This window comes from Paenibacillus xylanexedens, assembly GCF_017874615.1.
Classification (GTDB): domain Bacteria; phylum Bacillota; class Bacilli; order Paenibacillales; family Paenibacillaceae; genus Paenibacillus; species Paenibacillus xylanexedens.
In genome coordinates this window covers 1-24,980 of sequence record NZ_JAGIKV010000006.1, presented here as the reverse complement: position 1 = coordinate 24,980, position 24,980 = coordinate 1, and the positions used below count along the sequence as shown (strand labels likewise).

Annotated in this window: 53 protein-coding genes; 46 read left to right on the top strand and 7 right to left on the bottom strand. The window is 43.6% G+C overall.

What is annotated here, in order from left to right; all coding sequences use genetic code 11:
- Window positions 1-69: 69 nt before the first annotated feature.
- The 4 genes from J2Z28_RS09450 to J2Z28_RS09435 form a co-directional block, all read right to left on the bottom strand.
- A complete protein-coding gene (locus J2Z28_RS09450) occupies window positions 70-1,254 on the bottom strand; it encodes an MFS transporter (protein WP_211082151.1) in 1,185 nt (394 codons plus the stop codon).
- Window positions 1,255-1,482: 228 nt separating this feature from the next.
- Entirely contained in the window at window positions 1,483-1,767 is a 285-nt protein-coding gene (locus J2Z28_RS09445) for an ArsR/SmtB family transcription factor (RefSeq protein ID WP_036613842.1), read from the bottom strand.
- Between the two features lie 169 nt (window positions 1,768-1,936).
- Entirely contained in the window at window positions 1,937-2,278 is a 342-nt protein-coding gene (locus tag J2Z28_RS09440; protein WP_211082149.1) for a ribosomal protein L7/L12, read from the bottom strand.
- Between the two features lie 40 nt (window positions 2,279-2,318).
- Window positions 2,319-3,518 (bottom strand): cytochrome P450 family protein, encoded by a 1,200-nt coding sequence (locus tag J2Z28_RS09435; RefSeq protein ID WP_211082147.1) that lies wholly within the window; start codon window positions 3,516-3,518, stop codon window positions 2,319-2,321.
- A 189-nt stretch (window positions 3,519-3,707) separates the two neighbouring features.
- On the opposite strand from J2Z28_RS09435, the gene J2Z28_RS09430 reads away from it, so the two are divergent.
- A complete protein-coding gene (locus J2Z28_RS09430; protein WP_211082146.1) occupies window positions 3,708-4,736 on the top strand; it encodes an aldo/keto reductase in 1,029 nt (342 codons plus the stop codon).
- Here the strand turns inward: J2Z28_RS09430 and J2Z28_RS09425 are convergent.
- Window positions 4,699-5,970 carry a site-specific integrase gene (locus tag J2Z28_RS09425; protein WP_211082144.1) on the bottom strand — a complete coding sequence of 424 codons (1,272 nt, stop codon included), beginning with the start codon at window positions 5,968-5,970 and terminating at the stop codon, window positions 4,699-4,701. The two genes, J2Z28_RS09430 and J2Z28_RS09425, sit on opposite strands and share 38 nt — an antisense overlap.
- A gap of 15 nt (window positions 5,971-5,985) precedes the next feature.
- Window positions 5,986-6,918 (bottom strand): helix-turn-helix domain-containing protein, encoded by a 933-nt coding sequence (locus J2Z28_RS09420; RefSeq protein ID WP_211082142.1) that lies wholly within the window; start codon window positions 6,916-6,918, stop codon window positions 5,986-5,988.
- A 182-nt stretch (window positions 6,919-7,100) separates the two neighbouring features.
- On the opposite strand from J2Z28_RS09420, the gene J2Z28_RS09415 reads away from it, so the two are divergent.
- The 5 genes from J2Z28_RS09415 to J2Z28_RS09395 all read left to right on the top strand — a co-directional run bounded on the left by J2Z28_RS09415 (window position 7,101) and on the right by J2Z28_RS09395 (window position 8,941).
- The gene (locus J2Z28_RS09415) at window positions 7,101-7,385 is read left to right on the top strand and encodes a hypothetical protein (RefSeq protein ID WP_211082140.1); all 285 of its coding nucleotides are present in this window, start codon (window positions 7,101-7,103) and stop codon (window positions 7,383-7,385) included.
- Between the two features lie 14 nt (window positions 7,386-7,399).
- The gene (locus tag J2Z28_RS09410) at window positions 7,400-7,621 is read left to right on the top strand and encodes a helix-turn-helix domain-containing protein (protein WP_211082138.1); all 222 of its coding nucleotides are present in this window, start codon (window positions 7,400-7,402) and stop codon (window positions 7,619-7,621) included.
- Window positions 7,618-8,379: a BRO family protein gene (locus J2Z28_RS09405; protein ID WP_211082136.1), complete on the top strand. Its 762-nt coding sequence runs from the start codon at window positions 7,618-7,620 to the stop codon at window positions 8,377-8,379. Before J2Z28_RS09410 ends, J2Z28_RS09405 begins: the two co-directional genes overlap by 4 nt.
- Window positions 8,380-8,460: 81 nt before the next feature.
- A complete protein-coding gene (locus tag J2Z28_RS09400) occupies window positions 8,461-8,622 on the top strand; it encodes a hypothetical protein (protein WP_211082134.1) in 162 nt (53 codons plus the stop codon).
- A 13-nt stretch (window positions 8,623-8,635) separates the two neighbouring features.
- Window positions 8,636-8,941, top strand: a complete 306-nt coding sequence (locus tag J2Z28_RS09395; RefSeq protein ID WP_211082132.1) for a hypothetical protein — start codon at window positions 8,636-8,638, stop codon at window positions 8,939-8,941.
- On the opposite strand, the gene J2Z28_RS09390 is transcribed toward J2Z28_RS09395, so the two are convergent.
- Window positions 8,934-9,176, bottom strand: a complete 243-nt coding sequence (locus tag J2Z28_RS09390) for a hypothetical protein (RefSeq protein ID WP_244988205.1) — start codon at window positions 9,174-9,176, stop codon at window positions 8,934-8,936. The two genes, J2Z28_RS09395 and J2Z28_RS09390, sit on opposite strands and share 8 nt — an antisense overlap.
- Window positions 9,177-9,274: 98 nt before the next feature.
- On the opposite strand from J2Z28_RS09390, the gene J2Z28_RS09385 reads away from it, so the two are divergent.
- The 40 genes from J2Z28_RS09385 (at window position 9,275) to J2Z28_RS09190 (ending at window position 24,895) form a co-directional block, all read left to right on the top strand.
- Window positions 9,275-9,430, top strand: coding sequence for a hypothetical protein (locus J2Z28_RS09385; RefSeq protein ID WP_211082130.1), 156 nt, complete (start codon window positions 9,275-9,277; stop codon window positions 9,428-9,430).
- A gap of 87 nt (window positions 9,431-9,517) precedes the next feature.
- Complete coding sequence (locus J2Z28_RS09380; protein WP_211082128.1) at window positions 9,518-9,700, top strand: hypothetical protein; 183 nt, start codon at window positions 9,518-9,520, stop codon at window positions 9,698-9,700.
- Window position 9,701: 1 nt separating this feature from the next.
- Window positions 9,702-9,950, top strand: a complete 249-nt coding sequence (locus tag J2Z28_RS09375; protein WP_211082127.1) for a hypothetical protein — start codon at window positions 9,702-9,704, stop codon at window positions 9,948-9,950.
- 184 nt (window positions 9,951-10,134) lie between these two features.
- A complete protein-coding gene (locus J2Z28_RS09370) occupies window positions 10,135-10,932 on the top strand; it encodes a RecT family recombinase (RefSeq protein ID WP_211082125.1) in 798 nt (265 codons plus the stop codon).
- Window positions 10,904-11,725 (top strand): PD-(D/E)XK nuclease-like domain-containing protein, encoded by an 822-nt coding sequence (locus tag J2Z28_RS09365; RefSeq protein ID WP_211082475.1) that lies wholly within the window; start codon window positions 10,904-10,906, stop codon window positions 11,723-11,725. Before J2Z28_RS09370 ends, J2Z28_RS09365 begins: the two co-directional genes overlap by 29 nt.
- A gap of 14 nt (window positions 11,726-11,739) precedes the next feature.
- The gene (locus tag J2Z28_RS09360; protein ID WP_211082119.1) at window positions 11,740-12,144 is read left to right on the top strand and encodes a single-stranded DNA-binding protein; all 405 of its coding nucleotides are present in this window, start codon (window positions 11,740-11,742) and stop codon (window positions 12,142-12,144) included.
- Window positions 12,145-12,159: 15 nt separating this feature from the next.
- Complete coding sequence (locus tag J2Z28_RS09355; RefSeq protein WP_211082117.1) at window positions 12,160-12,504, top strand: hypothetical protein; 345 nt, start codon at window positions 12,160-12,162, stop codon at window positions 12,502-12,504.
- A gap of 2 nt (window positions 12,505-12,506) precedes the next feature.
- Window positions 12,507-13,340 carry a DUF4373 domain-containing protein gene (locus J2Z28_RS09350; RefSeq protein ID WP_211082115.1) on the top strand — a complete coding sequence of 278 codons (834 nt, stop codon included), beginning with the start codon at window positions 12,507-12,509 and terminating at the stop codon, window positions 13,338-13,340.
- Window positions 13,279-14,124 (top strand): ATP-binding protein, encoded by an 846-nt coding sequence (locus J2Z28_RS09345; RefSeq protein WP_211082113.1) that lies wholly within the window; start codon window positions 13,279-13,281, stop codon window positions 14,122-14,124. Before J2Z28_RS09350 ends, J2Z28_RS09345 begins: the two co-directional genes overlap by 62 nt.
- A gap of 14 nt (window positions 14,125-14,138) precedes the next feature.
- Window positions 14,139-14,324: a hypothetical protein gene (locus J2Z28_RS09340; protein WP_211082111.1), complete on the top strand. Its 186-nt coding sequence runs from the start codon at window positions 14,139-14,141 to the stop codon at window positions 14,322-14,324.
- An 80-nt stretch (window positions 14,325-14,404) separates the two neighbouring features.
- On the top strand, window positions 14,405-14,575 hold the full coding sequence (locus J2Z28_RS09335) for a hypothetical protein (RefSeq protein WP_211082109.1): 171 nt from the start codon (window positions 14,405-14,407) through the stop codon (window positions 14,573-14,575).
- Window positions 14,529-14,795, top strand: coding sequence for a hypothetical protein (locus J2Z28_RS09330; protein ID WP_211082101.1), 267 nt, complete (start codon window positions 14,529-14,531; stop codon window positions 14,793-14,795). Before J2Z28_RS09335 ends, J2Z28_RS09330 begins: the two co-directional genes overlap by 47 nt.
- Window positions 14,792-15,322 carry a RuvC family protein gene (locus J2Z28_RS09325; RefSeq protein ID WP_211082099.1) on the top strand — a complete coding sequence of 177 codons (531 nt, stop codon included), beginning with the start codon at window positions 14,792-14,794 and terminating at the stop codon, window positions 15,320-15,322. The genes J2Z28_RS09330 and J2Z28_RS09325 overlap by 4 nt, the downstream gene beginning before the upstream one ends.
- A 279-nt stretch (window positions 15,323-15,601) precedes the next feature.
- Window positions 15,602-16,057 carry a dUTP diphosphatase gene (dut, locus tag J2Z28_RS09320; protein WP_211082474.1) on the top strand — a complete coding sequence of 152 codons (456 nt, stop codon included), beginning with the start codon at window positions 15,602-15,604 and terminating at the stop codon, window positions 16,055-16,057.
- Window positions 16,054-16,239: a zinc-finger domain-containing protein gene (locus tag J2Z28_RS31765; protein WP_425325410.1), complete on the top strand. Its 186-nt coding sequence runs from the start codon at window positions 16,054-16,056 to the stop codon at window positions 16,237-16,239. The genes dut and J2Z28_RS31765 overlap by 4 nt, the downstream gene beginning before the upstream one ends.
- Window positions 16,240-16,252: 13 nt before the next feature.
- Window positions 16,253-16,429, top strand: coding sequence for a hypothetical protein (locus tag J2Z28_RS09310; RefSeq protein ID WP_211082095.1), 177 nt, complete (start codon window positions 16,253-16,255; stop codon window positions 16,427-16,429).
- Window positions 16,430-16,449: 20 nt separating this feature from the next.
- Complete coding sequence (locus tag J2Z28_RS09305; protein ID WP_211082094.1) at window positions 16,450-16,674, top strand: hypothetical protein; 225 nt, start codon at window positions 16,450-16,452, stop codon at window positions 16,672-16,674.
- Window positions 16,675-16,708: 34 nt separating this feature from the next.
- Entirely contained in the window at window positions 16,709-16,852 is a 144-nt protein-coding gene (locus J2Z28_RS09300) for a hypothetical protein (protein WP_211082092.1), read from the top strand.
- A gap of 38 nt (window positions 16,853-16,890) precedes the next feature.
- Entirely contained in the window at window positions 16,891-17,631 is a 741-nt protein-coding gene (locus tag J2Z28_RS09295) for a DNA-methyltransferase (RefSeq protein WP_211082090.1), read from the top strand.
- A 62-nt stretch (window positions 17,632-17,693) separates the two neighbouring features.
- Window positions 17,694-17,951 (top strand): hypothetical protein, encoded by a 258-nt coding sequence (locus J2Z28_RS09290; protein ID WP_211082088.1) that lies wholly within the window; start codon window positions 17,694-17,696, stop codon window positions 17,949-17,951.
- A gap of 37 nt (window positions 17,952-17,988) precedes the next feature.
- Window positions 17,989-18,303 (top strand): hypothetical protein, encoded by a 315-nt coding sequence (locus J2Z28_RS09285; protein WP_211082085.1) that lies wholly within the window; start codon window positions 17,989-17,991, stop codon window positions 18,301-18,303.
- Window positions 18,300-18,608, top strand: a complete 309-nt coding sequence (locus J2Z28_RS09280; protein WP_211082083.1) for a hypothetical protein — start codon at window positions 18,300-18,302, stop codon at window positions 18,606-18,608. The genes J2Z28_RS09285 and J2Z28_RS09280 overlap by 4 nt, the downstream gene beginning before the upstream one ends.
- Before the next feature lie 93 nt (window positions 18,609-18,701).
- On the top strand, window positions 18,702-18,977 hold the full coding sequence (locus tag J2Z28_RS09275) for a hypothetical protein (protein WP_211082081.1): 276 nt from the start codon (window positions 18,702-18,704) through the stop codon (window positions 18,975-18,977).
- Window positions 18,974-19,408, top strand: coding sequence for a hypothetical protein (locus J2Z28_RS31130; protein ID WP_244988203.1), 435 nt, complete (start codon window positions 18,974-18,976; stop codon window positions 19,406-19,408). Before J2Z28_RS09275 ends, J2Z28_RS31130 begins: the two co-directional genes overlap by 4 nt.
- The gene (locus tag J2Z28_RS09265; RefSeq protein WP_211082079.1) at window positions 19,405-19,605 is read left to right on the top strand and encodes a hypothetical protein; all 201 of its coding nucleotides are present in this window, start codon (window positions 19,405-19,407) and stop codon (window positions 19,603-19,605) included. Before J2Z28_RS31130 ends, J2Z28_RS09265 begins: the two co-directional genes overlap by 4 nt.
- A gap of 34 nt (window positions 19,606-19,639) precedes the next feature.
- The gene (locus J2Z28_RS09260) at window positions 19,640-19,789 is read left to right on the top strand and encodes a hypothetical protein (RefSeq protein WP_179132120.1); all 150 of its coding nucleotides are present in this window, start codon (window positions 19,640-19,642) and stop codon (window positions 19,787-19,789) included.
- Window positions 19,790-19,802: 13 nt separating this feature from the next.
- Window positions 19,803-20,117, top strand: a complete 315-nt coding sequence (locus J2Z28_RS09255) for a BC1872 family protein (protein WP_211082077.1) — start codon at window positions 19,803-19,805, stop codon at window positions 20,115-20,117.
- Window positions 20,118-20,137: 20 nt separating this feature from the next.
- Window positions 20,138-20,572: a hypothetical protein gene (locus J2Z28_RS09250; protein WP_211082075.1), complete on the top strand. Its 435-nt coding sequence runs from the start codon at window positions 20,138-20,140 to the stop codon at window positions 20,570-20,572.
- Window positions 20,573-20,659: 87 nt separating this feature from the next.
- The gene (locus J2Z28_RS09245; RefSeq protein ID WP_211082073.1) at window positions 20,660-21,061 is read left to right on the top strand and encodes a YopX family protein; all 402 of its coding nucleotides are present in this window, start codon (window positions 20,660-20,662) and stop codon (window positions 21,059-21,061) included.
- Window positions 21,054-21,254: a hypothetical protein gene (locus J2Z28_RS09240; RefSeq protein ID WP_211082071.1), complete on the top strand. Its 201-nt coding sequence runs from the start codon at window positions 21,054-21,056 to the stop codon at window positions 21,252-21,254. The genes J2Z28_RS09245 and J2Z28_RS09240 overlap by 8 nt, the downstream gene beginning before the upstream one ends.
- Window positions 21,251-21,394 (top strand): hypothetical protein, encoded by a 144-nt coding sequence (locus tag J2Z28_RS09235; RefSeq protein ID WP_211082069.1) that lies wholly within the window; start codon window positions 21,251-21,253, stop codon window positions 21,392-21,394. Before J2Z28_RS09240 ends, J2Z28_RS09235 begins: the two co-directional genes overlap by 4 nt.
- An 81-nt stretch (window positions 21,395-21,475) precedes the next feature.
- The gene (locus J2Z28_RS09230; protein ID WP_211082067.1) at window positions 21,476-21,667 is read left to right on the top strand and encodes a DUF7167 family protein; all 192 of its coding nucleotides are present in this window, start codon (window positions 21,476-21,478) and stop codon (window positions 21,665-21,667) included.
- Between the two features lie 46 nt (window positions 21,668-21,713).
- Complete coding sequence (locus J2Z28_RS09225; RefSeq protein WP_211082065.1) at window positions 21,714-21,941, top strand: hypothetical protein; 228 nt, start codon at window positions 21,714-21,716, stop codon at window positions 21,939-21,941.
- Window positions 21,938-22,249 (top strand): hypothetical protein, encoded by a 312-nt coding sequence (locus J2Z28_RS09220; RefSeq protein WP_211082064.1) that lies wholly within the window; start codon window positions 21,938-21,940, stop codon window positions 22,247-22,249. The genes J2Z28_RS09225 and J2Z28_RS09220 overlap by 4 nt, the downstream gene beginning before the upstream one ends.
- A complete protein-coding gene (locus tag J2Z28_RS09215; RefSeq protein ID WP_211082062.1) occupies window positions 22,246-22,461 on the top strand; it encodes a hypothetical protein in 216 nt (71 codons plus the stop codon). The genes J2Z28_RS09220 and J2Z28_RS09215 overlap by 4 nt, the downstream gene beginning before the upstream one ends.
- 38 nt (window positions 22,462-22,499) lie before the next feature.
- On the top strand, window positions 22,500-22,787 hold the full coding sequence (locus tag J2Z28_RS09210; protein WP_211082060.1) for a hypothetical protein: 288 nt from the start codon (window positions 22,500-22,502) through the stop codon (window positions 22,785-22,787).
- Window positions 22,784-23,578 carry a thymidylate synthase gene (locus J2Z28_RS09205; RefSeq protein ID WP_211082058.1) on the top strand — a complete coding sequence of 265 codons (795 nt, stop codon included), beginning with the start codon at window positions 22,784-22,786 and terminating at the stop codon, window positions 23,576-23,578. Before J2Z28_RS09210 ends, J2Z28_RS09205 begins: the two co-directional genes overlap by 4 nt.
- Window positions 23,579-23,589: 11 nt before the next feature.
- Window positions 23,590-23,796, top strand: a complete 207-nt coding sequence (locus J2Z28_RS09200) for a hypothetical protein (protein ID WP_211082056.1) — start codon at window positions 23,590-23,592, stop codon at window positions 23,794-23,796.
- Between the two features lie 15 nt (window positions 23,797-23,811).
- Window positions 23,812-24,351, top strand: a complete 540-nt coding sequence (locus J2Z28_RS09195) for a sigma factor-like helix-turn-helix DNA-binding protein (protein WP_211082054.1) — start codon at window positions 23,812-23,814, stop codon at window positions 24,349-24,351.
- 322 nt (window positions 24,352-24,673) lie between these two features.
- Entirely contained in the window at window positions 24,674-24,895 is a 222-nt protein-coding gene (locus J2Z28_RS09190) for a hypothetical protein (RefSeq protein ID WP_211082052.1), read from the top strand.
- Window positions 24,896-24,980 lie beyond the last annotated feature (85 nt).

The following is a 24,980-nucleotide window of genomic DNA, read 5'->3' as shown; positions in this document are numbered from 1 at the left end:
TTAAAGAGAGGCCACTGTATGCATACAGTGCCTCTCTTTTCGGTTTGTTTTTTGTACAACGAACTCATATCAGGCAACGTTATGCGATGTATTGGTTTGGGTACTTTTCGCAGATGCTGAACGATACGAGCCTATAACGATGCTGATGGCAACAGCGACTCCGACAGCTCCAATCCAGGTAATGGATGACAATGAAACGCTGCTAACCGCGATTCCGCCAATACCTGCGCCGGCAGCCATGGCTAATTGCATGACCGAACTATTCAGACTTAGCATAATGCCAGAGGATTCCGGAGCCATGGTGACCAGGTTATATTGCTGAGTTGGACCTGAGGACCACGCGGCAAAAGACCACAAAATCAGAACAAGGAAGACAGCGAGATGAGAGCTTGCCGTTATATTCAACAGGACCAGACTCACGATATGCAATGTCATGCCTGTGATCAGCGTTCGTTTGACACCCAATCGGTCAGCACTGAACCCTCCAACTTTTGAACCGATCAGACTTGCTATGCCAAATGCGAGTAAAGCTGAACTGAGTAGTGCTTCGCTCATTCCTGAAACGGATACAAGGTAAGGTGAAATGTACGTGTAGGCAATGGAATAACCACCTAACCAAAAAAATGTCACCAGCAGTGCCAAAACAATTCGTGGCTGTTTGAGCAAAGACAGTTGTTTCTTCAGCGGAACAGGCGCTTCTGCTTTGGAAGGCGGAATGGCGGCCGCGATTACCAGCATGGCGAGAATGCCAAGAACAGCGATACCGGCAAAAACAAGCTTCCAATCCCAAGATGCAGCCACAAGCCTTCCGAGTGGAACGCCAACGATCAAAGAAGCCGTAAATCCAGTGATTACTGTGGCGATTGCACTAGCTTGTTTGCCCTCCGCCGCTATTTGGGAAGCAACCGTTAATGCCGTGACAACAACAACACCCGCGCCTAAAGCCATCAACACTCGTGCTGCGACGAACAGTCCATAGCCCGGCAACAGATAGGCAAGAACATTAGCCACAACGAATAGACCGAGGAAGTATAACAACAGCTTGCGACGGTCCCAGCGCGAAGTCAGTGCAATAATGACAGGTGTACCTAGCGCATATACGAGTGAAAAAATCGTAATGAGCTGTCCGGCAGCGATTAAAGAGATATTCATGGTATCTGCAATGCGATCCAAAATGCCGGCAATGACATATTCGGACGTTCCTACAAGGAAACTGACCAAGGCAAGAACATAGATTTTGAGCGTAGAAGACATGGAAACATAACCTCTTTCTGATTATTATTATATTTTTAGAAATATAGAAATAAAGACGATAGAACAAGACATGAATGCTCTGAATGCAACCCATCTGCGCGAATGGTAATGCTACAACCTAGATAATGAATATTGGTATAAGCGTAAACTTAGGTGACCTAGTTTTACTAATAAATATTGTACATTGTTTCAATATTTCTAATTATATAGAAATATAAATCAAATTTTTTATTTATTTAGCAGATAGGGAACAAACTTTTGTGCGGTCTCCGTGTTTAGGCTGTAGTAGATATACGTACCCTTCTTCTGCGATGTGAGCAGGCCGCAATCGGATAGCTGTTTCAGATGATGAGACAGAGTTGATAGCGCAACCGTAACAAGGCGGCTCTCCAGATCAGCAGGGCACAGGTTGCTTTCGCCCGATAAAATCTGAATGATTTTGTAGCGTGTTTGCTCGCCCAGTGCTTTATGAATTTTGACGACTTGTTCAATCTCATTTGAGTTTGATTGCATAATGATCGGTCCTTTCGTCTTTATTTCTTATTTCTAGTAATATAGAAATAACAGTAGCATATGTCGTTTGAAAAGTAAACTCTCGGTGAAGATTCCAGACTTTCTACTGCGTCTGTGTTAACAGCCGAAAGTCTGTAGTAACTTCCCCGAGAGTTATGTGAGTTGTATATTACCGATCGAGAGAATCAACATAGTCTTTGGCTTCCTTCAACGAAAGACCTCTGGCTTCACGCAGTCGTTTGATCGCCATAATTTTTTTCCCTTGTTGTATCAGTGTGAGCAGTTCCTGATCCAGATCCGTTTGGGCTGGTTGGCTTGTGTGGGAAGGGGATGCTTCTTTCGGCGACAAGGTGTAATTGAAGTCGGATCGGACGCTGTCGGTTGAACCGTTCTCCAGACGCTCGACATCTCTTTTCAATTCATTTAATTGGCGTTGCAGGCTGGTGACTCTGACCAGTAACACAAAGATCAGAAGCAGCAAAACGATCGATACCAAGGTGTTCATTTCCATGATGTCATGTGCCTCACTTTCATTTATTCATATTTAGCCATTATTTTAGTTGAACCGGGATTTCCTTGACACCACGAACATTCATACCAGGTCTCCATTCCAGTTCATTCACATCTGCCTGAAGTTGTATATTAGGAAAACGATTCAGAAGTGTGCTGACTGCAATCTCACCTTCCAGACGAGCAAGCGGTGCTCCTAGGCAGAGATGAATGCCTTTGCCAAAAGCCAAATGCGGACTCTTCTCACGTGTGATATCGAAAATATCAGCATCCTTAAACTGCTGTTCGTCCCGGTTGGCGGAATCAAGCGCAACAATGACAAGATCACCTTGAGCGATAGGTTGTCCACGGAATTCAATATCTTCCAAAGCCCAGCGGGATGTGCTGAACTCCACCGGTCCGTTATAGCGAAGCATCTCTTCAATGGCATTGTGAATAAGCTCGGGCTGGTTGATGAGCAGTTCGCGTTGCTCCGGATGCTCCAGCAGGGCGAGAATCCCATTTCCAATCAGATTCACGGTTGTTTCATGACCGGCAATAATTAATAAGGAGACAACGCCAAGCAGTTCTTGTTCAGTTAACTGCTGCCCGGATTCTTCCGCAATGACGAGCTGGCTGATCAGATCAGTGCCGGGATCTTGGCGAACTTTCGCAAACCAGGCCGTCAGGTAATCCGTAAACTCCTTGGCATGCTGCTCAAACAGCTCGGCGCTCTCGGCTATGGAAGCATCAATTATCGTATTGGACCAGATGCGGAATTTGTCACGATCCTCAAGAGGGACTCCCAGAATTTCACTAATGACAATGATGGGCAGAGGGAAGGCAAAGTCATCGATCAGATTCATTTTTTCCTGTGACGGGAGGTTGTCCAGCAGTTCATCAGCAATGTCCTGAATGTGGCTCCGCATGTCTGCGACCAGTTTGGGTGTGAATGCTTTCTGCACAAGTCCCCGAAGACGTTTATGATCTGGCGGATCGGAGAACAACATATTATTGGAGAAGATGCTTTGATTGTCAGCGCCGTAACGTCGGACCATATCTTTGCTGAAGCGAGGATCTTTCAGGATCTGGACTGCATCCTCGTATCGCGTAATAATCCAGCCGAATTCCCCGTGAGGAAACATGACTCTAAAAAAGGACTCATCTTTTCTTAACTTTTCATACACCGGGTAAGGGTTATTCGTGAATTCTTTGGTAAAAAACGCTGGCCTTGAGGATTCGTTCGGTTCATTTGGGTTCAAATGCAAAATCTCCTCTCATATTCCTGCATAATACCTGCACCCTCTATATATTCAATACACAAGCTTTTGAAACCTTGTTTTTTCTTCATATGGATGATAGAGCAGGAAAATAGAGGAAGATGGAAGAAGACATGGTAGAGAGAATCGGTTATTATGCTTGGTAAAAATGAAAATGAGGTGAACGCTGACATGTCTTACTCACAACTTCCTTTGCATCACCACCAGATTCCGGCAAGTCGAATGGTTCTTGGCTGTATGCGGTTTGGTGGTGAATGGGATGGTCTTCCCATTACTTCAGATCTTGTTGTGGAAGGTCATCGAGCGGTAGAAGCAGCTATCGAAATAGGCATTAATCACTTTGATCTGGCGGATATTTACACACGTGGTAAGGCAGAGCATGTTTTGGGGCGAGTTTTATCAGAAACTTCCGGCTTGCGTGAACAGATCATTATACAGTCGAAGTGTGGAATACGTCTTGTAGGTGATGATGAAGGACCGCAGCGTTATGACACCTCAGGTGCACATATCCTGGCGAGTGTGGACGGTATCCTGGAACGGCTCGGCATCGATTATCTGAATATTTTGCTGTTACATCGTCCTGATCCGCTCGCCCATCCGCAAGAGATTGGAGACGCACTGGCTGAGCTGCATCATTCCGGTAAAGTGCGCCATTTTGGAGTGTCCAACATGGGTTCTGAACAGATTCGTCTTCTTCAGCTTCATAGTAAAGTACCTCTGATTGTGAACCAGTTGGAGATGAGTCTGGATAAAATCGGATTCGTAGAAGCCGGTGTGACGGTAAATCGTCCCCAAGCCAGAGACAATGTGTTTCCCTATGGCACGATGGAATATTGTCAGGCAGAGCATATTCAACTGCAGGCTTGGGGTCCACTTGCTCAAGGGCGTTTTACTGGCAGGGTAGTTGAGGGACAGCGCGCTGAAATTGAGCATACGGCTCAATTGGTTGATCGAATGGCCAAGGAGCGTGGAGTTACACCGGAGTCTATTGTACTGGCTTGGTTAATGAAGCATCCAGCAGGGATTCAACCTGTCATTGGTTCGATTCGACCAGAACGTATTCTGGCCTGTCGTGATGCAACTAATATTGAACTTACCCGTTATGAGTGGTACGAGCTGTATTCCGCCCGTTCGCATACAAACCCTTATGTATCAAAGGATGTTACTGCTCATCATCCTCTGATGCTAACATTTTGTTAACATTTTTCAAATCTGATTCAGTGGTAGAATTCATTAGGTCCCCAAACTTCTGAACAGCTTCTTTTCGTTTTGGTTTCGTAATGTGGAGGTATATCCTTTTGGTGATGTCGTCATTCGCATGTCCTAGTCTCTGCATAATTTGTTCCAGGCCAACTCCTGCTTCAGCAAGTAGGGATGCATGAGTGTGTCTCAATGAATGGGGCGAAAGATTTTCATTTAATCCAGCTAGTCTCAATATTCTTGTCATTCGTTTTCTAACCTTTGCGGGTATCAATGGGTATCCGGCATAAGCTCCAGGCATTGCAAAAAGGAACCCTTCATCGTGGTAAGAATTCGGTCTTTTCTTTTTCTCAATTTGAGCAAGAGTAAGTAGATCTTTAAGAATGTTCATTATATCCGGATCAGTATCTATTTCTCGGAACGATGAAGCTGTTTTGGGCGTAACCAAAGTGTACATTTTGTAATTATTAGTAGCATTGTAAACTGTTTTTGAAATTCTTATTTTATTCTCGGTAAAATCAAGATCTGTTTCTTTGAGTGCGCAAAGCTCTCCTACTCTAAGACCGGTATATGCGAGAGTCATGAAGGTTTCGTAGTCATTCTCCAATCCATATTCTCTAACAGTATCTAGAAATAGCAGAAGTTCATCTTTCTCGAAATACGCTGGGAGATAGGTGTGGGCTTCAAGATCACTTACAGTTTTTGTTTCTCTTGGCACGTAGACATCAAGAGTGGGATTTTTCTTTACTGAACCTATTCTCACACCGTACTTGAAAATCATACTCGCTGTTGCGTGTATCCCTGAAATAGTGTTGTATGCGAGCCCTTTTTTAATAATATTTCCTTCGTCATCGGTTTGCCCCAATTCGAGTTTATACAAGGCATTCTGATAGTCTTCTGAGGTGATATCCATGGTACACATTTTCCTGAAAAATGGCATCAATATTTTTTTCTCTTTAGTTCTAACTAAGATTGTTCCTTGTTTTTTAGGTTTTCCTAATCTACTGTACGCTTCAAGCCATTGATCAGCGAGTTCTTCAAACGTCATCTTTACCGATGCGATGTATTCCCCTTTATTTGATTCAGATAGAAAGTCGGCTGCGTGCGCCTGTGCTAGTTTCTTTGTTTTAAACCCACCTTTGCTTTTTTGCTTCCTTTTTCCGGTTTCAGGATCAATTCCGACATCAACAATGTAACTCCACGTGCTGCCTCGTTTATAAAAACTACCCTTCATATCATAAACTCCTTTTTAAAATTCTGGTTTATAATGACCGGCATAAACACCGCAAATCGTCACTTCATTAGGCATCACCTCCACAGACTGATAAGAATTGTTCTCAGGGATCAGAGTGATTTTTGGAGATCCTTCAGACCATCTCATTCTTTTAAGACTTCCTTCTTCTCCGTTAAAAAGAGCTGCCACGATTTGACCATTGAATTCAGCCCAACTTCCTTTCCGGAGGAAAACAATATCTCCATCATCAATACCCGCGCCAATCATAGAATTTCCTTTTACCCTAAGTGCATAATCTGGTTGCTGAGATTTTACAAAAGGATAATTTATGTATTCCTCAATAGAGTCGATCGGTATCATTCCATTGCCGGCACAGATATTTCCCACAAGTGGTATGGGTTTCATGTTCTTAATCATAGAAAAATACTGGGCAAGTTTTGGAGAAAATTTATTAACCAAGACGTTTAATGTATCAACTATTTCACGTTTTTGATCAACATCAAAATCATTTCGAAGAAAAGCAGATTTTATTTCATCTGAATCAGCGTTTTCATATAGTTCAACTAATTCTTTACTAACAAATAATTCGACTATTTCACTTTGGATATTATTATCAACTTGTTTATATAGAAAGGCAGTATTGATTAAATCAAATATTTTGTTATCTAACTCTTCGTTTTCATTCATGAGATCTTTCATAAACATTTCGTGTTCAGTACTAAGTCCATCTAAGTAACCGGCCACTTTCATCAATTCACCATATGTAATGTTATTTAAGTGTTTAGATATTTTCATCAATGTTTCCGGAGATGGATCTTGAGTATTTTTCTCTATTCTGCTAAGTGTCGCAGGGGAGACACCGGACACAATAGATAAGTCTTTCATGGTTTTAAATCCATTTTGAATACGTGCCTCTTTTATAACATCACCTATTTTAATTTCGCTCATCGACTCTCAAAAATCTCCCTTCATCTAATGCTTGAATTCATGATATCACAATTATTGCGCGTACGCAATTATTTTTGATTTTTGTATTGCGTGGTCGAAATTCATGTAATATAATCAAATTGCGAGGACGAAATCACCTGAAAAATTAATTGCAATCACGCAACTAGAGGGGAGGTGATCGTATGAAAAAGTTCGTCGTTCGCTTGAGAGTTAAAGAACTCATGAAAGCACAGATCGACAAGGACATTGCTTCTGACAAGGAATTAGCCGATTTGTTGAATGTGAATGTGACACAGATTTGGAGAATCAAATTGCCTGTGGAAGACCCTCGAAACAATGTGCCTGGTAATCAATTTATTGCTGGTGTTATGGAGATTTTCGGTGGCAGGTTCGATGAGTATTTTTACATTGAAGAAGTCGATGATCCTCGTAAGACCAAACAAAAGCCTGAGAAAGTTACTGTATAAGTGAGGTGAATCAAATGTCGAATAGAAGAGTGTTCACGTGGGATCAGTTGCCAGAAATTTTAACCGCTCAAGACATCGCAGACATTATGGTTTTATCCAGAAAAAGAGTGTATGAGTTAATGCAGATTCATCCTGATCATGGCGGTATACCGAACTTTATAATCGGTGCATCAAGAAGGGTGGATAAATCGGATCTATTGCAATGGAAAGAAGGATTGAAGGAGGCTACAAGATGAGTGAACTGATTACAGTGGCTGGCGTGAGAGGATACATCGATGAACATGGTGTTGCTCAACTTAATCTTGAAGATGTGGCAAGAGGTTTGGGTTTCACTCAGGTTAAAGGGTCTATGGAGTACGTACGCTGGGAAACGATTGAAGGGTATTTGAAAGGTTTTAGGTTTTCCCAACAAGTTGGGAAAGAGGGTTTTGTCCCTGAAAATATTTTTTATCGTTTAGCAATGAAAGCAAAGAATGCAGTAGCGGAAGAATTTCAATCAATAGTCGCAGATGAAATTCTTCCATCGATTCGTAAAACAGGTAGCTATGGGTCATCAATCGATGTGTCCAAGTTAAGCCCAGAACTACAGATGTTCAAAGCAACATTCGATGCCGTAGCAAAGATTCAAATCGAAGCAGCTGAAGCTAATCAGAAGATCATTGAGGTTCAAACCAAAGTAACTACCATCCAAGAAACAATCCTTCAACGGGATGACAACTGGCGCCAGAAGATCACAGGCATGCTTAACGGAGCTGCACAGCGATTTGGTGGTCATCAGGAGATCCGGAAGGAAAGTTATTCCCGACTTGAAGAACGCGCTCATTGCAAACTGAATACACGCTTGGCTAACCTCAAGGATCGCCTTGAAGAGAGTGGAGCAACTAAAACAAAGATTGAAAAGGCTAACCGCTTGGATGTGATTGAAGCTGATCCGAAGTTGAAAGAGATTTACTCAACCATTGTTAAGGAATTATCCATTGGTGCTCTGCTGTAAGTTGTGTAACTTCGTTCATATGATTATCAATACGTTGTTACCGGATTTATAGTTTCAAAAAAATATACTAGGAGGTTCACAATGCCAACACCTACTGAATCATTAATCGGCGCTTTCCAAAACTGCAAGAATCGCAACTGTTCGAAAGAGCAACTTGAAAGCTTCTTGGATCGTGCCAAAACGCAATTTGCTGGTAACGAAGCTATGCAAGCTAATATCAAATTTCTTGAAAGTCAAATTTGAGAGGGTGGATGGAATGAAACAGGTTAAAACAATTTATGTTCCAGAAGGAGACCGTTGCAAAATCGAGTCATCCAAAGAGTTGCATGACTACCCAGGTCCATTATCAATAGTGATGGTAAGTGGTGATGAGTCAGCTCAAGAAGAATTAACGATGGAACAACGATTTGAAATGGTAGCGAATGCGATACAAGGTCTTAAGCGATATCAGTGGGGAAGAATCACACAACAAATCGACATGATGTATAGCTCCATGGCCGCCGATGTGAAGATCGACGACCCGGATACTTTGGTTGAAAGATTGACTCGTGAATTTAAGTAGTGACGATCTGAATGAAAATCGGATTTATACGATAATCAATTCCTTTGTAGTAGATATGGACGTAATCAAGCTTATAGAACGTATCTGCTTCATCTTTCTTGATCGGGCTGTAAATCTTAGCACCTTCTTCCCACCAAACGGATGGAGAGGCTTGAGCTTCACCGATTTTACACTCTGGATCATCACAAAGATTTACCCAATTGCCTACTAAGCAGGCATGTACTTGTGTAGCCAATATATTTTCACCTCCTTTCGTTTTGATTGGATAGTCTGGACAACTACCAATATTCAACAGAAAGGGACAAAAAACCTCTTTATAAGGAGCGACTAACAATGACTAAAAAACACTATCTGCTTAACGTAACCGGGTTCTTCAGCCAAATGGTGGAACGCATGAAAGCGGATTGTCGTCCCAACATCGCTAACCACGCCAAGAAGCAATACGAGAAATACAACCGGCAACTAGAAGCACTAAAAGAGTTAGGCTGATGATGATCCCGTGGTGGTTCTGGATTTGTTGGTGGGTGGCAATGAACATTGCAATAACAATGGCACTCTGGGGAAGTGGTGATAAAGATGGACAGATTTGAGCAAGGGGCACCAGATCCGCAGGCAGCTGAAGTGGTTGACGATTGCTTGGGGTGTGGCGGTGAGATATACCGCGGTCAAGAGGTAGTAAAGTACGGCGATGGATTATGTTGCAACTTCCGGTGTTTGGGTACAGCCATGAACGCTGAGAAAACTACGGCAGGTGAATGACATGCAAATGCAGGTACGCATCAAGGCAAGTGATGATTTCAATGATCGTCTCGCTCTATCGAAAGTCGGAGGTCGTTACTCTGATAGTCCTTATCCAGTATTCATCTTCATAAATCAAGCACAGCGACAGGAATACGATCGTATCAGAAGACAACAGAAGGAGGCGAAAGGCGATGTCACTCCAAAGGGCAATCCGGAAGCTAAAGCAGCTTCAAGAAAATACAGAACCTCGCGGGAATTCCGCATCTAACATTATGCGAGAGACAGGTAACTTTCTTCAACACGATCTACAGGAAGTCATTGATATCTTGCATGACGCCCAAAACGAACTGGAAAGCAAAACGACTCCAAAGGTTGCACCCTCTGAAGTCGTGTAATACACATTTGAAATTGAATTTACGGTCATATTATCAAATTTCTAGGAGGTTGTAAAGATGTCGGATAAGTTATTGGTGATTCACAACAATCTCGAAAAGCTTTTGGACTCTAAACGGGAGGCTATGCCTTCCAGTTTCAACAAGACCCGGTTTCTGCAAAACTGCATGACTGTACTACAAGACACAAATGGTATCGCTGAATGTAATCCTGTTAGCGTAGCCAGAACCATGCTCAAGGGTGCGTTTCTGGGATTAGATTTCTTTAACAAAGAATGTTATGCAATCCCATATAAAGGGCAGATCGAATTTCAGACGGACTATAAAGGTGAAGTGAAGCTTGCAAAAAAATACAGCACCAAAGCAGTAAGCGAAATATACGCGAAAGTTGTTCGTGTTGGAGATGATTTTTCGGAAGAAATCGTGGATGGGAAGCAAACAGTCCATTTTAAACCACTTTCATTTAACAATGCTGAAATTATTGGAGCATTTGCAGTTGTAATTTTCCAAGATGGCAGCATGCAATATGACACCATGAGCACCGAAGAGATAGAAAAAATTAAAGTGAATTTCTCTCGTAAGTCCAATAAGACAGGTGAATATTCCAAAGCATGGGTTGTGACTCCTGGAGAAATGTACCGCAAGACGGTATTGCGCCGCTTGTGCAAGAACATTGATCTTGATTTTGACACAATCGAGCAGCGCCAAGCGTTTGAAGATGCTGGAGATATTGACTTTAACCAAGAAATTAAGCCTCAACAACAAAGCCCGCTTAATCCGGAACCAGTAATCATTGAAGCTGAGTACACAGAGGTAACGGAAAGTGAAGGTGATCCTGTTGAAACTGAACAAGGATAACTACTTTAGTCAGGAAGCGAACCTTCAATATATATCAGTAAGCCAGTTCAAAGGCTTCTTGTCCTCATATGGAGGGTGTGAAGCTGGTGCTATGGCAAAGATCAACGGCGAATGGGAACAGGCTCATATAGATGCATTTGATGAAGGTCATTATGTCCATGCCTGGAACGAGGGGACTCTTGATGAATTCAAGGAAAACAATCCTCAGCTGTACGCAAGTACTGGTAAAACAGCAGGGCAGTTGAAGGTCCAATTCAAACACTGTGACAAGATGATTGAAGTTTTGGCTAGCGATCCGCTTGTAATGAAGGCCTTAGCTGGAGAAAAGGAAGTCATCATGTCAGCTGAGTTGTTCGGTATCGAATGGAAAGTGATGTTGGACAGTTACCAACCACAAACGGGTATCTTCGCAGATCTGAAGACCATGAAAGAAATGGACGGCAAGTTTTGGAACAACGAGATTGGAGTCTATGAGAATTTCATCGATCACTATGGATACAACCTGCAGATGGCAGTGTACGCGGAGATTGAAAGAATTGTACATGGCAGGGATGAATGGTTGCTGCCACACATGGTCATTGTGACCAAGCAGAAGCCGCCAGACCACGATATTATCTATTTTGACTATGACGCAATAGAACAAGGCCTGCACATTGTAGGCAAGCATATAGAGCGAGTTAAGGCGGTTAAATCAGGTGCTGCTGAACCGGTACGCTGTGAAAAGTGTGATTACTGCCGGTCCACAAAAAAAATAAAAACAATCAAACATTTTTCTGAACTTAAATTCTACTGAAAGAAGGAATTCAATTGTTGAACCGTGTGGTGTTAGTGGGTCGCTTAACTAGAGACCCTGAACTTAGATATGGCCAAAGTGGAACAGCCGTTACCAAATTTACTATAGCCTGTGATCGTCGTAGCGGAGATGAAGCAGACTTTATTCAGATTGTTACTTTCAAAAAGACTGCAGAAGCATGCGCGGAAAATTTGAAAAAAGGTAGGTTAGTTGCTGTAGAGGGAAGATGGCAAACGGGCCGTTATGAGAGTGAAGGCAAAACGGTATACACCAATGATTGCATTGCCGACAATGTACGGTTCCTGGATTCATCCAATCAAGGTAACAGTGGTAACCGGAGTAATTCAAGTAATAGTAATGATCCATTTGTTGATGACGGAAAACCAATTGATATAAAAGATGAAGATCTGCCCTTTTGATGAGGAGGCGACTCTGTGGAATTTGAATTAAGAGCAGTCCCTAAGCCTAAACACAAGCGATTTAAGCGAACTGCAAAGCAACGTGGGCAGATAACTAGCGATGTGTATGATAAAGCCTTAGAACGGTCAGGAGGCTATTGTGAGCGTTGCGGGAAGGGTGGATATCTCGAATGCGCTCACTTGATTAGACGGTGGAAAGTTGAAGTTGAAACAACAGTAAACGATGTCGCTATGTTGTGTGGTCCCAGTGTAAATACCGGGACCTGCCACAACTTGATTGATTACACAGCCAACGGAAAAGCTTGGGCTGAAAAATATAGAGAACAACTTTACAAGAGAGCTAAAGAGAGTGAGGGGTGACAATGGCGCGTCCTCGCAAAGATGGAATGGATTATTTTCCTCATGACACGGACGCCGTAAATGACACCAAGATAGAAGCATTAAGGATGCTATACGGAAATGACGGTTATGCATTCTACTTCATTTTGCTTGAACTCATTTATCGGCAGCCTAATTTCGAACTAGACGTTTCTGACGCAGAAACCATCCAGATACTCGCCAAGAAAGTGGAAGTATCACCGGAGAAATTCGGAAATATGTTGAACACAGCGATTAAAAGAGAGTGTTTTGATAGTGCTTCATATGTCGAAAGAGGTGTTTTAACCTCTGGAGGAGTTAAAAAACGCTCTAAAGTGGTGGTAGAGAAGAGAGAGAAGATGCGCAAAAAGTCCAATGATGGCGCGGAAAAAGAGTTATTGCCGGATTCCTGTATAGTTTCTGACGCAGAAACTGGGGAAGAAAGTACACAAAGTAAAAGTAAAAGTAAAGTAAAAGATAAAAGTAATAGTAGTAAAAACAATAGTGCTGAACCGGTGGTTCAACACGAGGGTTATCATGTTGACTTTGAATCATTCTGGACAGTCTATCCAAAATTCAGACGCAAGGATAAAGCCAAAACGTTTGGCATCTGGAAGAAGAAAATTAAAGAGTCTGAACGAGATTTATTAATACAATGCACTGAACGTTACGCAGCAGACAAAAAGACGATCGGAGCAACCGGGCAATTTGCTAAAATGCCATCCACTTATTTAAACGCTGGAACTTATAAAGATTATCTATCTGGTGGTGATGAAAATGAAACCATTCAATCTTCTACAGGCTCTACCGGAAAATATTCAGAATTCACTATTGAGTAATCCGCCATGGGAACATTGGGGCTGCTGCATTGTTTGCCAAAAGCTACTCACTTATAACGAGTATGAAGTATTCGGGAAGATGCGGAAGCTTCGGATACATTGCGATTGTGAACTTGAGCATGACAAGAAGATGAAAGTGATTGAGGAACGCCGCACTAAGACAATTGAAATTCAGAAGGTGTTCAACCGGATGAATCTTGTACCAGACTCACTCAAGGATGCAGGATTCAAAAACTTCAAGGAACGGACCGGTACAGAAAAGAGTTTCGAGTTAGCCAAAGAGTTTTATCGCAATTTCGAGAATGTGGAAATGGGATATCTTTTCTACGGTGGAACTGGGGCAGGAAAGAGCCACCTCTGTAGAGCCATTCAGCGCTCGTTAGACGCCGATGGATATCCAACCCTATTCTTGGATTGGGTGAAGCTCTCTGACCTCGCTAGGGCCTCTATAAGCGATAAGAACATCAACATACACGCCATCGTCAGGGCGGCGATAGAAGTGGACCTATTAGTGCTTGATGATATCGGCGCTGGACACTTAACGGATTACGAATACAAAACGGTTGCTTTCCCAATCATCAACGGTCGGCAGGGCAAGAAAACACTATATACTTCCAACCTCGACCCAGAACGGTTAGAACAGTGGTTCTCAGCTGATAAGGACGGCAAGCCACTGGACGAGGACGGACGGTGCATTGATAGAATCATTGGATCTTGTAAGTTTGTGCGGAATAAAGCTACTAGCATGCGGCGTGAACGGGCTAGAGCACAAATGATTGAATAGAGAGGACGAGAGATATGAAAGATCAAGCAGTGTTGTTTTATTCGATGAACGGAATCTTATATCCAGTAGCTCTGACAGAGCAACAATCCCAAATGCTGCAGATGTTAGTTAAGGTTTTTGAACCTCTCCAAGTAGTTAAATCACATCCTCAGGGAGAATCAATTAATTTGCTCGAGGGAAACGGCAATGAAACAAATTGACGACTATGACCTGATGGATCAGGACCCCGAAGAATTCCTACGCCGCGGACGTGAAGCATTTGGAATAGAGGAGGCTTCCCATGAACCCACTGGAACGGATGACGGTCGACGAACTGATTGATACAACACAACAGTCTGAATTGGACTATGACATACGGATTGAGGCATCAAAAGAATATCTGAAGCGAATGGGAGTGATCGGAGATGCCGAAGATAGTGGACTTCAACGCCCGGATGGACGAAATATTTGAACCGTGGGAATGGCATTTATTCGAGAAGTTGAAAGCAGCAGATGAAATTTCAGCTCGGATAACGACAGAGGCGACAATGGCCCGTGTCCCACATGAGTTAAGGCAGGATTACATGGCAAAGAAAATGCTGGATATGATCGATCAAATTGCAGAAAACCGGGAAAAGAAATTCAAGGGAGTAAAGAACGCCAAACCACTACAGATGGAGGAAACGAAATGAATTTAGTATACGGAATTGATCCTAGCACCAAGACGGGTTTGGTCGGACTGGACGAACAAGGTAGGGTGCATGAGGCTCAAGAGATTCACTTGACGACCGGAATATACTCTACACCATCGGAAATATGGGCTTACAGCCAGAAGATTATTGATTTGGTTCCAAAACGTAGCTTGGTAGCCATAGAGGGATTCTCCTTTGGATCAAAGGGCCAAGGAGTGAGCACACAGTATGGAGTGGGGTTCGCTTTAAGATTTGTATTGAACAACTCCGGTTTAACTGTCTTGGAAGCTACGCCTTCACAGGTTAAGAAGTTCGCTACAGGTAAAGGAAATACCAAAAAAGATGCAATGGTTCTTCCGATTTATCGACACTGGGGTTTCGAACATGATTCAGACAACGTGCGAGACGCATTTGTACTAGCTCAGATTGCGCTTTCTAAGCTAACTGGAACAACTAAAGCCAGATACCAACAAGAGGTCTTAGAAGCGATTCTAGAAGGCCCTAAAACGAAGAAGAAAAAAGCATAGGTAATACAGTTGATTTTGATAGTGAATCATTCAAATAATTCATATAACAACGAATAGGAGTGATTATCAATGGGTTACCACACGCACTTTTGGGACGATTACAAAGAATTGGCAACATCACATGGAATAAAGAAAAGAACTTGGGAATCTAGTGTTCATGACGCTGGAGAAGACCCCGTAGAAGCGGCTATGAGAAAACCCTTGACCCCAAAAGAAAACTTCCAGCGGAGTGTAGAGTCGGGAAAAATCAAACTTGCACCACCTGTATTGAAAAAACTGATGAATGTGAAAATCAAGAAGCTTCACCCAGACGCAACAATCCCTGTATACGCCAAACCAGGAGATTCAGGATTTGACCTGATAGCACTGGAAGACGTGGTTATTGCTGCAGGAGATACAAAGAAGGTGCCAACGGGCTTGGCATTCGAGATACCTGATGGCTTTGAAATGCAGATCCGTCCGAGATCCGGACTGACACTTAATTCAAAGCTGCGAGTGCAACTGGGAACGATTGACGCTGGTTATCGCGGTGAGGTTGGGATCATTGTGGACCACATCTTTAACGGTGGAGACTTGGAATCTATTTTCGGGACTAACACAGACATCTTGATCGAAAAAGGCATGAAGATAGCACAGGGTGTGATTGCACCAGTGGTCAGAGTGTCATTCGAAGAAGCTGAGGAATTAAGCGATAGTGAACGCGGTGACGGTGGGTTCGGTCACACAGGCGTATGAGCCGATTGGACGTGCTGACTCAAATCAATCTCTTAATGAATCAGAAATGTAAAGGGTGCAAGACACACTATGAATTATCTAAACTACACGGCAGCAACTTTTCAAAAATAGATAACCATTGCAACAAACAATGTGATGTAGGCAAACAAATCCAAGAACTCGGCAAGCAGCTGACAAAATGAACGGAGGGAAAGCATGCAGAAGCCAAACGAGGTGCGATATGATCCCTACTTTTCGGAGATACCCTGGGACATTATCAAAGACGACAGAGGGAAAGTGATCGGTGAAGTGTACTTGGTCTATCCAAAGGACGTTCCAGAGTGGAAAAAGCCAAGGAAAAAGGTCCGGAGTTATCACCAATACAACGCATAACCCACAGGGAGGGATAGAACATGTTAGGCACAGCAGGCCAAATTCAAACTCACCAAATTGAAGTGTTTCACGGAGCATTCACTTCATCAGGGCCAATAAGCAATCACATTAACGAATGGTTGTCAGGTCAGCCAGTAGAAACGCAGATCATTGATATAAAGTACGGGACGTACACTCTACCAGACGCAAACGATGAAATGGCTTTAGGAGAAACAGCCTTAATCATATACAAAACTACAGGTTAACCCACCAATAAACCATCTAAGGGAGGATACACCCATGAGTTTCTGTGTGAAAGTTGAAGTTTTTATAACAGTTGAGAAGGTCGAGGATGTTGAGGTCATCGCTAAAGATTTACATGAAATTTTGTGCGATAACGGCATTACAAATTCTATCAATATAACTGATGAAATTAGCGAATAGCCCACCGGGGATAACAGAGGAAGGGAGACAAGACAAACATGATCAACCAGATCATCAACGCGGACTGCTTCGATGTCTTCCCGGATATACCGGACGGGAGCATAGACATGATCTTCTGTGATCTGCCTTATGGGACCACACAAAGCCCATGGGACTCTGTACTCCCGTTTGATAGACTGTGGCCGGAATATGAGCGGATGATCAAAGACAACGGAGCAATCGTCCTGTTTGCCAAAGCGCCGTTTGATAAGGCGTTGGCGGCAAGCAACATGAAACTATTCAAATATGAATGGATCTGGGAGAAGAACAAAGCAACAGGTCATTTAAATAGATCACTGATGCCCTTGCAGGCTCATGAGAACATCCTGGTATTTTACAAACGTCCTCCCGTTTACTATCCGCAGATGTCACAGGGCCACAAGCCGATGAACGCGGCAACGAACAATCACAAGTCATCGGTTTACGGCGATGGGACACCATGGTCAAACGAAGCTGGATCAACCGAGCGGTACCCACGCAGCGTGCTGTATTACTCGGTGGTTAACAATGACGACCCGGAGCGCGCACACCCGAACCAGAAGCCCGTGGAGCTGTGCGAATACCTGATTAAGACGTACACGGCTCCCGGTGAAACGGTGCTTGATAACTGCGGTGGAAGCTGTACGACAGCAGTTGCTGCAGCAAGAACAGGAAGGAATTACATCGTGATCGAGAAGGACCCGGAATCTGCTGCAGGCGGACAACGCCGGATTGAAAATATGCAACTGACACTATTTTGAGAGGAAGGGAATACCCTCCCTTCCCACCACACACTAAACCAAATTTAAAGGAGCGAATGAACATGCAAAAAGCAAAACTGATCATCACTGAAACATTGGAGTACAACCGGGAGATTATCGTCAATTTACCTGATGGCATGACGAGTGCAGATCTGGAAGAAGCATTGGAAGACGGGGATAGAGAATGGGGTGGCGCAGACGAGTTTATGCATGAGTTAAGAAAACGCGGCATCACTTGCGACGATGGATGGGATACCGACTTGGACAGCCCTGACAGCATCGAATCAGAATGCATGGATTACGAAATCATTGAGGACTAATTCTGTGGGTTTAGGCCCACCAAAGGAGAGATAACACATGCCGATCATTAAACACGAAGGTCAAACGCAAATTGAGTTCGGAACAGGTGACATCAACGTTTCGCCGGGATTGATACAACTGGATTATCCGTGCGGTGTAGTTGTGTTCCAACCAAAAGAACCGGGAGCGATTGGAGAACGGAAGAAGAATGAAAGAGTCGTTGCACTGCCGGCAGAAACACCAGTACGAATGACTTTTGACAAGGTGGAGTCGATTGACGTAGTTATCCGAGCTCTTCAGGAAGCAAAACGGATGATGCAAGAAGAGACGTGGGAAAGCTTATTGGTTCCCGGTAACGGGGCGGAACAATGAGCCGACAATTCAAGGAATTCAAAGAGCAGATCAAACACATGACAAAAGAAGATTTAGCACGACAACTGTACCTCGCAAACGGCATTCCTTCGGATGGCATACCATGGCGTAAATACGATCCGACAGACCGAAGCATTCCGAGTCACATCCCGCACTTGGTCTATGACAAACATAGAGGCGTGACTATAGCCGAACATGCCAAAAGAATTATTAAAGGCCGTCATTATGAATGGAGCGATTCTGGAGGATATTTGATCAAAGATGTGACGCAATGGGCACCCATCAACACCCCAGAACAATCTTGAGGTCCATAGGGCCTCTAACCAAGGAGGGATATACATGGAATACACAATTGAACGCACGGACAAAGACAACTTAATGCTTGCTAAGTGGTCGTTTTGACAGGCGACAAGCTCATACTTAGCGCATATCGTTTATACACCAGAGAAACGCGCAGTCATGGATGGAAAGTTGCTAATGAATATCAAGGCAACAGACCAAACGACACGGGTCGCGGCAAGCTCAGGAAGGAAGAGGTACCTTTCCCGTATCAGGTGATGGATGAACTGAAAGAGCGGATCACACGCCATGTGGATACGCTAGTGGGCAATACATGGTCTGATCATCAGGAACTGAAGAACGAATCGAAGATGAGGGAGGAAGAGCAGTCATGAAAACTATCTTGGATGTTAAACGCAGGCTGGCAGCGGCACGTTGTCCGTATCCGGTGTCACTGATGGATGATCTGGAAGAGGCGTACGCAGAGATTGAAAGGCTCAAAGCTGAGAAAGTCGAGTTGTGGGATTGTCCGGAATGCGGATTCACTTATGATGCATGTCACGAAGATATTGACCCGGCGACAGGTGAGGGGAACGGGAATCACACATGCCCAGTGTGCGAAAACGCTGATCTTGAACGGGAAAATGACCGGCTTCGTAAGGAGCTTGAAGAGGCACGTTACGCACTGAATGCAATCTCAATGGGCGAATGGGCATGTACGTTTGATGAGCAGGGATTGGAAGTGTGGACAACACGGCGGATTAACCCTGGACGGATTGCACGTGAAGCACTGGCGGTGGGTCAGGAAGGAGAGGGGAACCAATGATAGTAGGATTCTCATCTTCGAGCGAAAGCAAGAAATGCATGATCTGTGGCAAACAGACGGGCAACTACAAACGGTATGAGCAATCCAACATGGTTATTACGATCCCGGCACACGCAGGCGATTGTTACGACCAAGTGGATGTAAAACGCATAGCTGCCCGGGCGTTGACGGATATAAAGCAAAACATCAAGGGTTGAGGTTTGGGCCTCTCCCTACTAAGGAGGATAACACATGAAAATCGGAATCTTTTTACACGGACAATTGATGATCGAATATCCAAATGACGGCGATCAGGCTGTATACACAGAAGCGTTGGAAGATTTGAAAATGGCTATTGAAGAGACTGGTCAATTCCACGAACTTAAATTATTTGAAGAGTAGGGAGGATATATAGATGACACAAACAGCGTTGACCAGGGAGCAAGTGCAGTTTGAACCAGTCGGAAAGCAACTGGATGCATGGGTAGCCAAGCACGTCATGTTCCCTGGACACACCAATCCAATTGAACATATCAAAACATGGTGCAAAAACTATTCATCAGATATGACAGATGCGTGGGACATAATTGCTTCATGCGGACACTATGCCGCAGTTGAAACAAACCATAGTGGAGGTTATATCTGCACTGTATTAGGGTATTCAGCACATGCTTTAACGGCACCAGAAGCTATATGCAAAGCGGCACTGTTTGATGCACTGGACTTATAACATTCATAGGAGGGATAGACGTGTATGACTGGAGAGAGTTCGACCCAAAAAAACCACCACAAGGCGGGAAAACGTACCTTGTATATGTGCCGGGTAACGAGACAGGGGAGTACATTACAACCGAGTTCTACAATTACGACGGCGAAACTTGCTTCTGGTGTGTATTGACTGGATCGGAGGTTGTGGGGGTAACTCATTACTCAGAAGTAGGCATCGACGTATCATCTACAAAAAAGAATGGTGATCTGCTAGAAGATAACATTCGGCTGAAAAAAGAGATTGATAACTTACGTACTCCAAGACCAATCGAGGATTGGCATGAAGATTATGGAGACGTACTGTGGTGGGAGTTTTCTATTTCAGAACCTCCATACTGCGGCACACCGTTAGATTCTGATTGGCCGGATTGCCATACACACTGGACGCCGATTGCAGTACCGGAGATTGATGGTTAACGGCCGTCAGGCCCTCGGAACGACCGAAATACTAAGCGAAGCGAGGCCGGATCAGGTCTGGTCTCCCCAAATAGGAGGATATACAAGATGCGTGAGATTAAATTTGCAGCATTTCTAACAGAACACTGCCAGATGGGTAAGACATTCACTATCGAAGATTTAATTGAAATGGGTTCTAAGCCCTTCAATGGAAACGTGAAGTGGTTGCAATACGCAGGCTTCCATGATGAATCAGGCGACCAAGTCGAGGTATTTGAAAGTGATATCGTCGAATTGGAATATGAAGGCGAAACGCACATTTGTGAAGTGAAGTATGAGGGCAGTGGATTCATGTTTGTCGCTGATTCCTTGGCAGACGGGTACCTTTGGGCATCTGAAGTGATTGAATTTGATGGATCATACTGCTGGGCAGAAGGCGTTAGGGTTGTCGGAAATGTACACTCTCGTCAAGGGTTGGCTCCCAAGGAAGGAGCGGATAAGCATGAGTAAAGTCGTGACACACAATTTCTACGTAGGAGAGAAGCGCGTAATGTTTTCGGAATGGTACGAACCGTTGTCCAAGGAAGCTTTGCTGGAACGTGCTGCAATGGCTGCTGAACGAGGTTACGGAACACCTGATACGGTAGTTGACTCCACTGGACGCATGGTGAAATTGGGTGGGGAAGGAGCGGATACAGAATGATAGATTGGCGTAAATACGATCCAACAGACCGAAGTATCGAAAGCCATGTACCACATTGGGTCTATAGCAAACAGAGAGGCGTGAATATTGCTGAACGTGCCAAAAGCTTCATGCCAGGTCGACATTATGAATGGAGCTGAGCAGGCGGATATACCGTCAACGAAGTAACTCATTGGGCGCCTATAAACACACCTATTAACCTACCTGGGGAGGAAACATAAATGGCACAGTATGAGTTCTGGGCACGGTTAGATAAAAAGAATGATGTGATTGATATACCAGATGAAGAATTCGAAGGCAAGACTGAAAAAGAAGTTGAGGACATGTTACTAGATAAGCACATCGCATGGGCTCGCAAACAGATATATGGTGGCTGGTACAATCTTGTCCTACCTGGGGAGGAAGAAGCATGAGAGAGATAGCGATACACCCACACTTACTAGAGGGTAGGGATGAAGCATGATTGACTGGCGTGAATTTGATAAAAACGATCGAAGTATAAACAGCCATATTGACCACCTTGTCACGGATGGACAAACAATTGATGTTGGTTTTTTCGCTCATAGCCCAACCGGATATAGATGGTTTAAGCGTACTGTATCCGTGCCTTGGGGCGAAGCAATGATGATGAATGTAACACACTTTGCACCTTTTACTTTCCCAAATGTTAAGGAGGATGAAGCATGAAACTGATAGATGCAGATAAGCTGCTGTATGACTTGGCGAACGAGGACATTTCGCCTGATGTGCATGCCTTTGTCTTGGATAAGATTGAGCGTGGTCAATACGATCCAACAATTAAGCCTGGTGATACGGTAACCGTGATTGAGGAAATACACCACCCATTCCTTCAAAAAGTGAAGATCGAGAGCATTCAGTGGTATGAATTTGGTTGGTATGCAAATGTGGTGTTCGATGAAGAACTGTTCGCTATTCCGTTGAAACGATGCCAGAAGGTTTGGGAGTCTATACCCAAGGAGGATACAAAGAGATGAGATACACATTTGAATATGAAGTTTTGTCCGTTCAATCAACTTCAGAGTTCAGCCAAGAAGCGCCGACACAAGAAGAGGCTGCTGCACTGATCGTTGCTCGTATAGCCGATCTGGAGTTCACGGATGAGTCGGATATCAAGTTAGGCAAAGTCATTAACATCAGCAAAAAGGTCGGAGACAACTACATCGCTTGTGAAGGTTGCGCTTCCTAGATGTTAAAACGAACAATACATTCAGTAGGAGGGAAAAAATGAATACGATAAGCATTGGAGAGAAAGTTTTCTGGAAATCCCAAGCGGGAGGAAGCGCTAAAGAAAAACAGGGGATTGTAATAGGAATCTGCATTAAAGGGGCAAAAGCTTTCAAGATTGTGCCGAATTTTAATAAAATACCAAAATCAAGAGTTAAATTTCAGAACATTAATGATGTGTATGACAGATTAATCGTATCTGTACCACGTGGAGGGAAAAGTATTCTTGATGATTATTACGCCCCTTCGTTAAATATCGTTAAAAAGATAGAAGGCGATCCGGTTTGAAAAACTATCTAGAACTACTACATGACATATTAACCAACGGAACACCAAAGGGAGACAGGACCGGCACAGGAACGTTATCCGTGTTCGGACGGCAGCTGAGATGGGATTTATCGGAAGGATTTCCTCTTATAACAACGAAGAAGATACACCTTAAATCAGTAATTAATGAACTTCTCTGGTTCCTGAGCGGCGAAACAAATATCAAGTACCTGCAAGATAACAACGTGAAAATCTGGGATGACTGGGCAGACGAGAACGGTAATCTTGGTCCGGTGTACGGTTCTCAGTGGCGTACCTGGGAAGCTCCTAACGGAGAAAAGGTTGATCAGATCCAAGCGGTAATTGATTCAATCAAAAACAATCCGGACTCAAGGCGGCATCTGGTGAGCGCTTGGAACGTTGGAGTGATACACCAAATGAAACTTCCACCATGTCACTTTGCATACCAGTTCTACGTGTCAGAAGGAAAACTATCCTGCATGCTAACAATGCGTTCAGTGGATTCGTTCCTTGGCCTTGGTTTCAATATTTCCAGCTACGCATTACTGACACATATGATTGCTCAACAATGTGATTTAGAAGTAGGAGAATTCATCTGGTCCGGTGGAGACGTACACATTTATAACGACCATATTGACCAAGTAAAAGAGCAGCTGACACGCGAACCATATTCACTTCCCCAGTTACACATCAAACGTAAGCCTGAGAGCATCGACGATTACGTATACGAGGACTTTGAGTTTATCGGGTACAAACATCACCCGGCTATCAAAGCGCCTGTATCGGTGTAAGGAGTGGTCATATGAGCGGAGAAAAAGTTACAGCCCAAACATATTGGGTGTGGACGTATATAGCAGCAGCTAAAAACCCGTCAAGATCAGTGTCAGGCGTGCCAGTATGGCCGCATTATCAAAAGGATGCACCCAAGGAATGGTTGGATCAGGGACTCATTATAGATGCATCAGAGTATGTGGAAGAAGGACAAACAACTATATTCGATTTTATGTAAAAGGGGAGAAAAAGGATGATTATGGCTCAGCTTAGTCCAGAAGTAAGCATAGACGGCTTTGGAGAAGCTACAGTCTCCAGTTACAAAGAATCGCGCAGAATAGCGAATAGAGCGTATGACCGGGCTAAAGCTCATGAGAATGAATCAGATAAAAAGTTAATTGCTCAGATGGTGTCTGATTGTGATTACGCTATCGAGTGGTTGAGTACAGGCAGACGACCAGGAAACAAACGAGGCGTTGAACGATTAGCGGCATATCAACGTGAGAAGTTGGTAGATCCTCTTAAGATGCAAGCATACGTTCAACAGGGGCATGCCGGCAGTAGTGCAAACCTATCAGACTGGCAATTGTTTCAGATCGAGGATGCATTGTCGCGGTTGTCGCCAAGAGAAAGAGAATGCTATGTAATGAAGCATGGGGACTGTCATTCGTTCGCTGATATTGCAATGGCGCTTAACATTAGCAAGAGCGCAGTACAGAGCTACGTTAAAACTGCACAGCATAAAATTTCAGATGATTTACAGAGTAGCCTATTTTTAGGTGGTTACGAGTAATAAATAAATTTTTCAAATAATTCACCAGAAATAAAACGCCGAAATTCCCCATACGAATGCCACCTATAGGTAGAGAGAATAAATAATTCTCTCACTATAGGTTTTTCTTATATACGGTATCCATAACTTTTTCTATAGCCGCTGTAAAAGGCGGCCCTCCGATAGTGAACGGTGCCTTTGCACATCACATATATAAGCCTGTCCTACTGACTATGGTCACGTTAAACGTGGTTTAGGTAGGATGGGTATAACAATCCTATTGCCTCCTTAACCTATAAGTTAGTATGATTGTGGCGTATACCACATCATAGGAGGGTTCAAGATGAACGAAAAAGAAGTTCAAGAACAATTGGAGAGTATGTTGAGGTTTCCTGGTTTCGTAAGGTTGTCTGAAGAGAATGTTGCTAACGTGAAAAAAGTTATCGGAATAGACGAATTGAATAGAGTTGCTTTCTTTCCAGATTCGGTAAAGGGCCGAGTTGGTGTGAAAGTGGCTGACGAACACTGGGATAACTTCATAAAAGAGTATAATAGTTGGTCATAGCCCCGTCAAGTAGACAATAAAAAAAGAGAAATTCCATTAAGCGGCGACTTTTTCCCGGAATTCAATTGGGGAGAGGTCGCCGAGT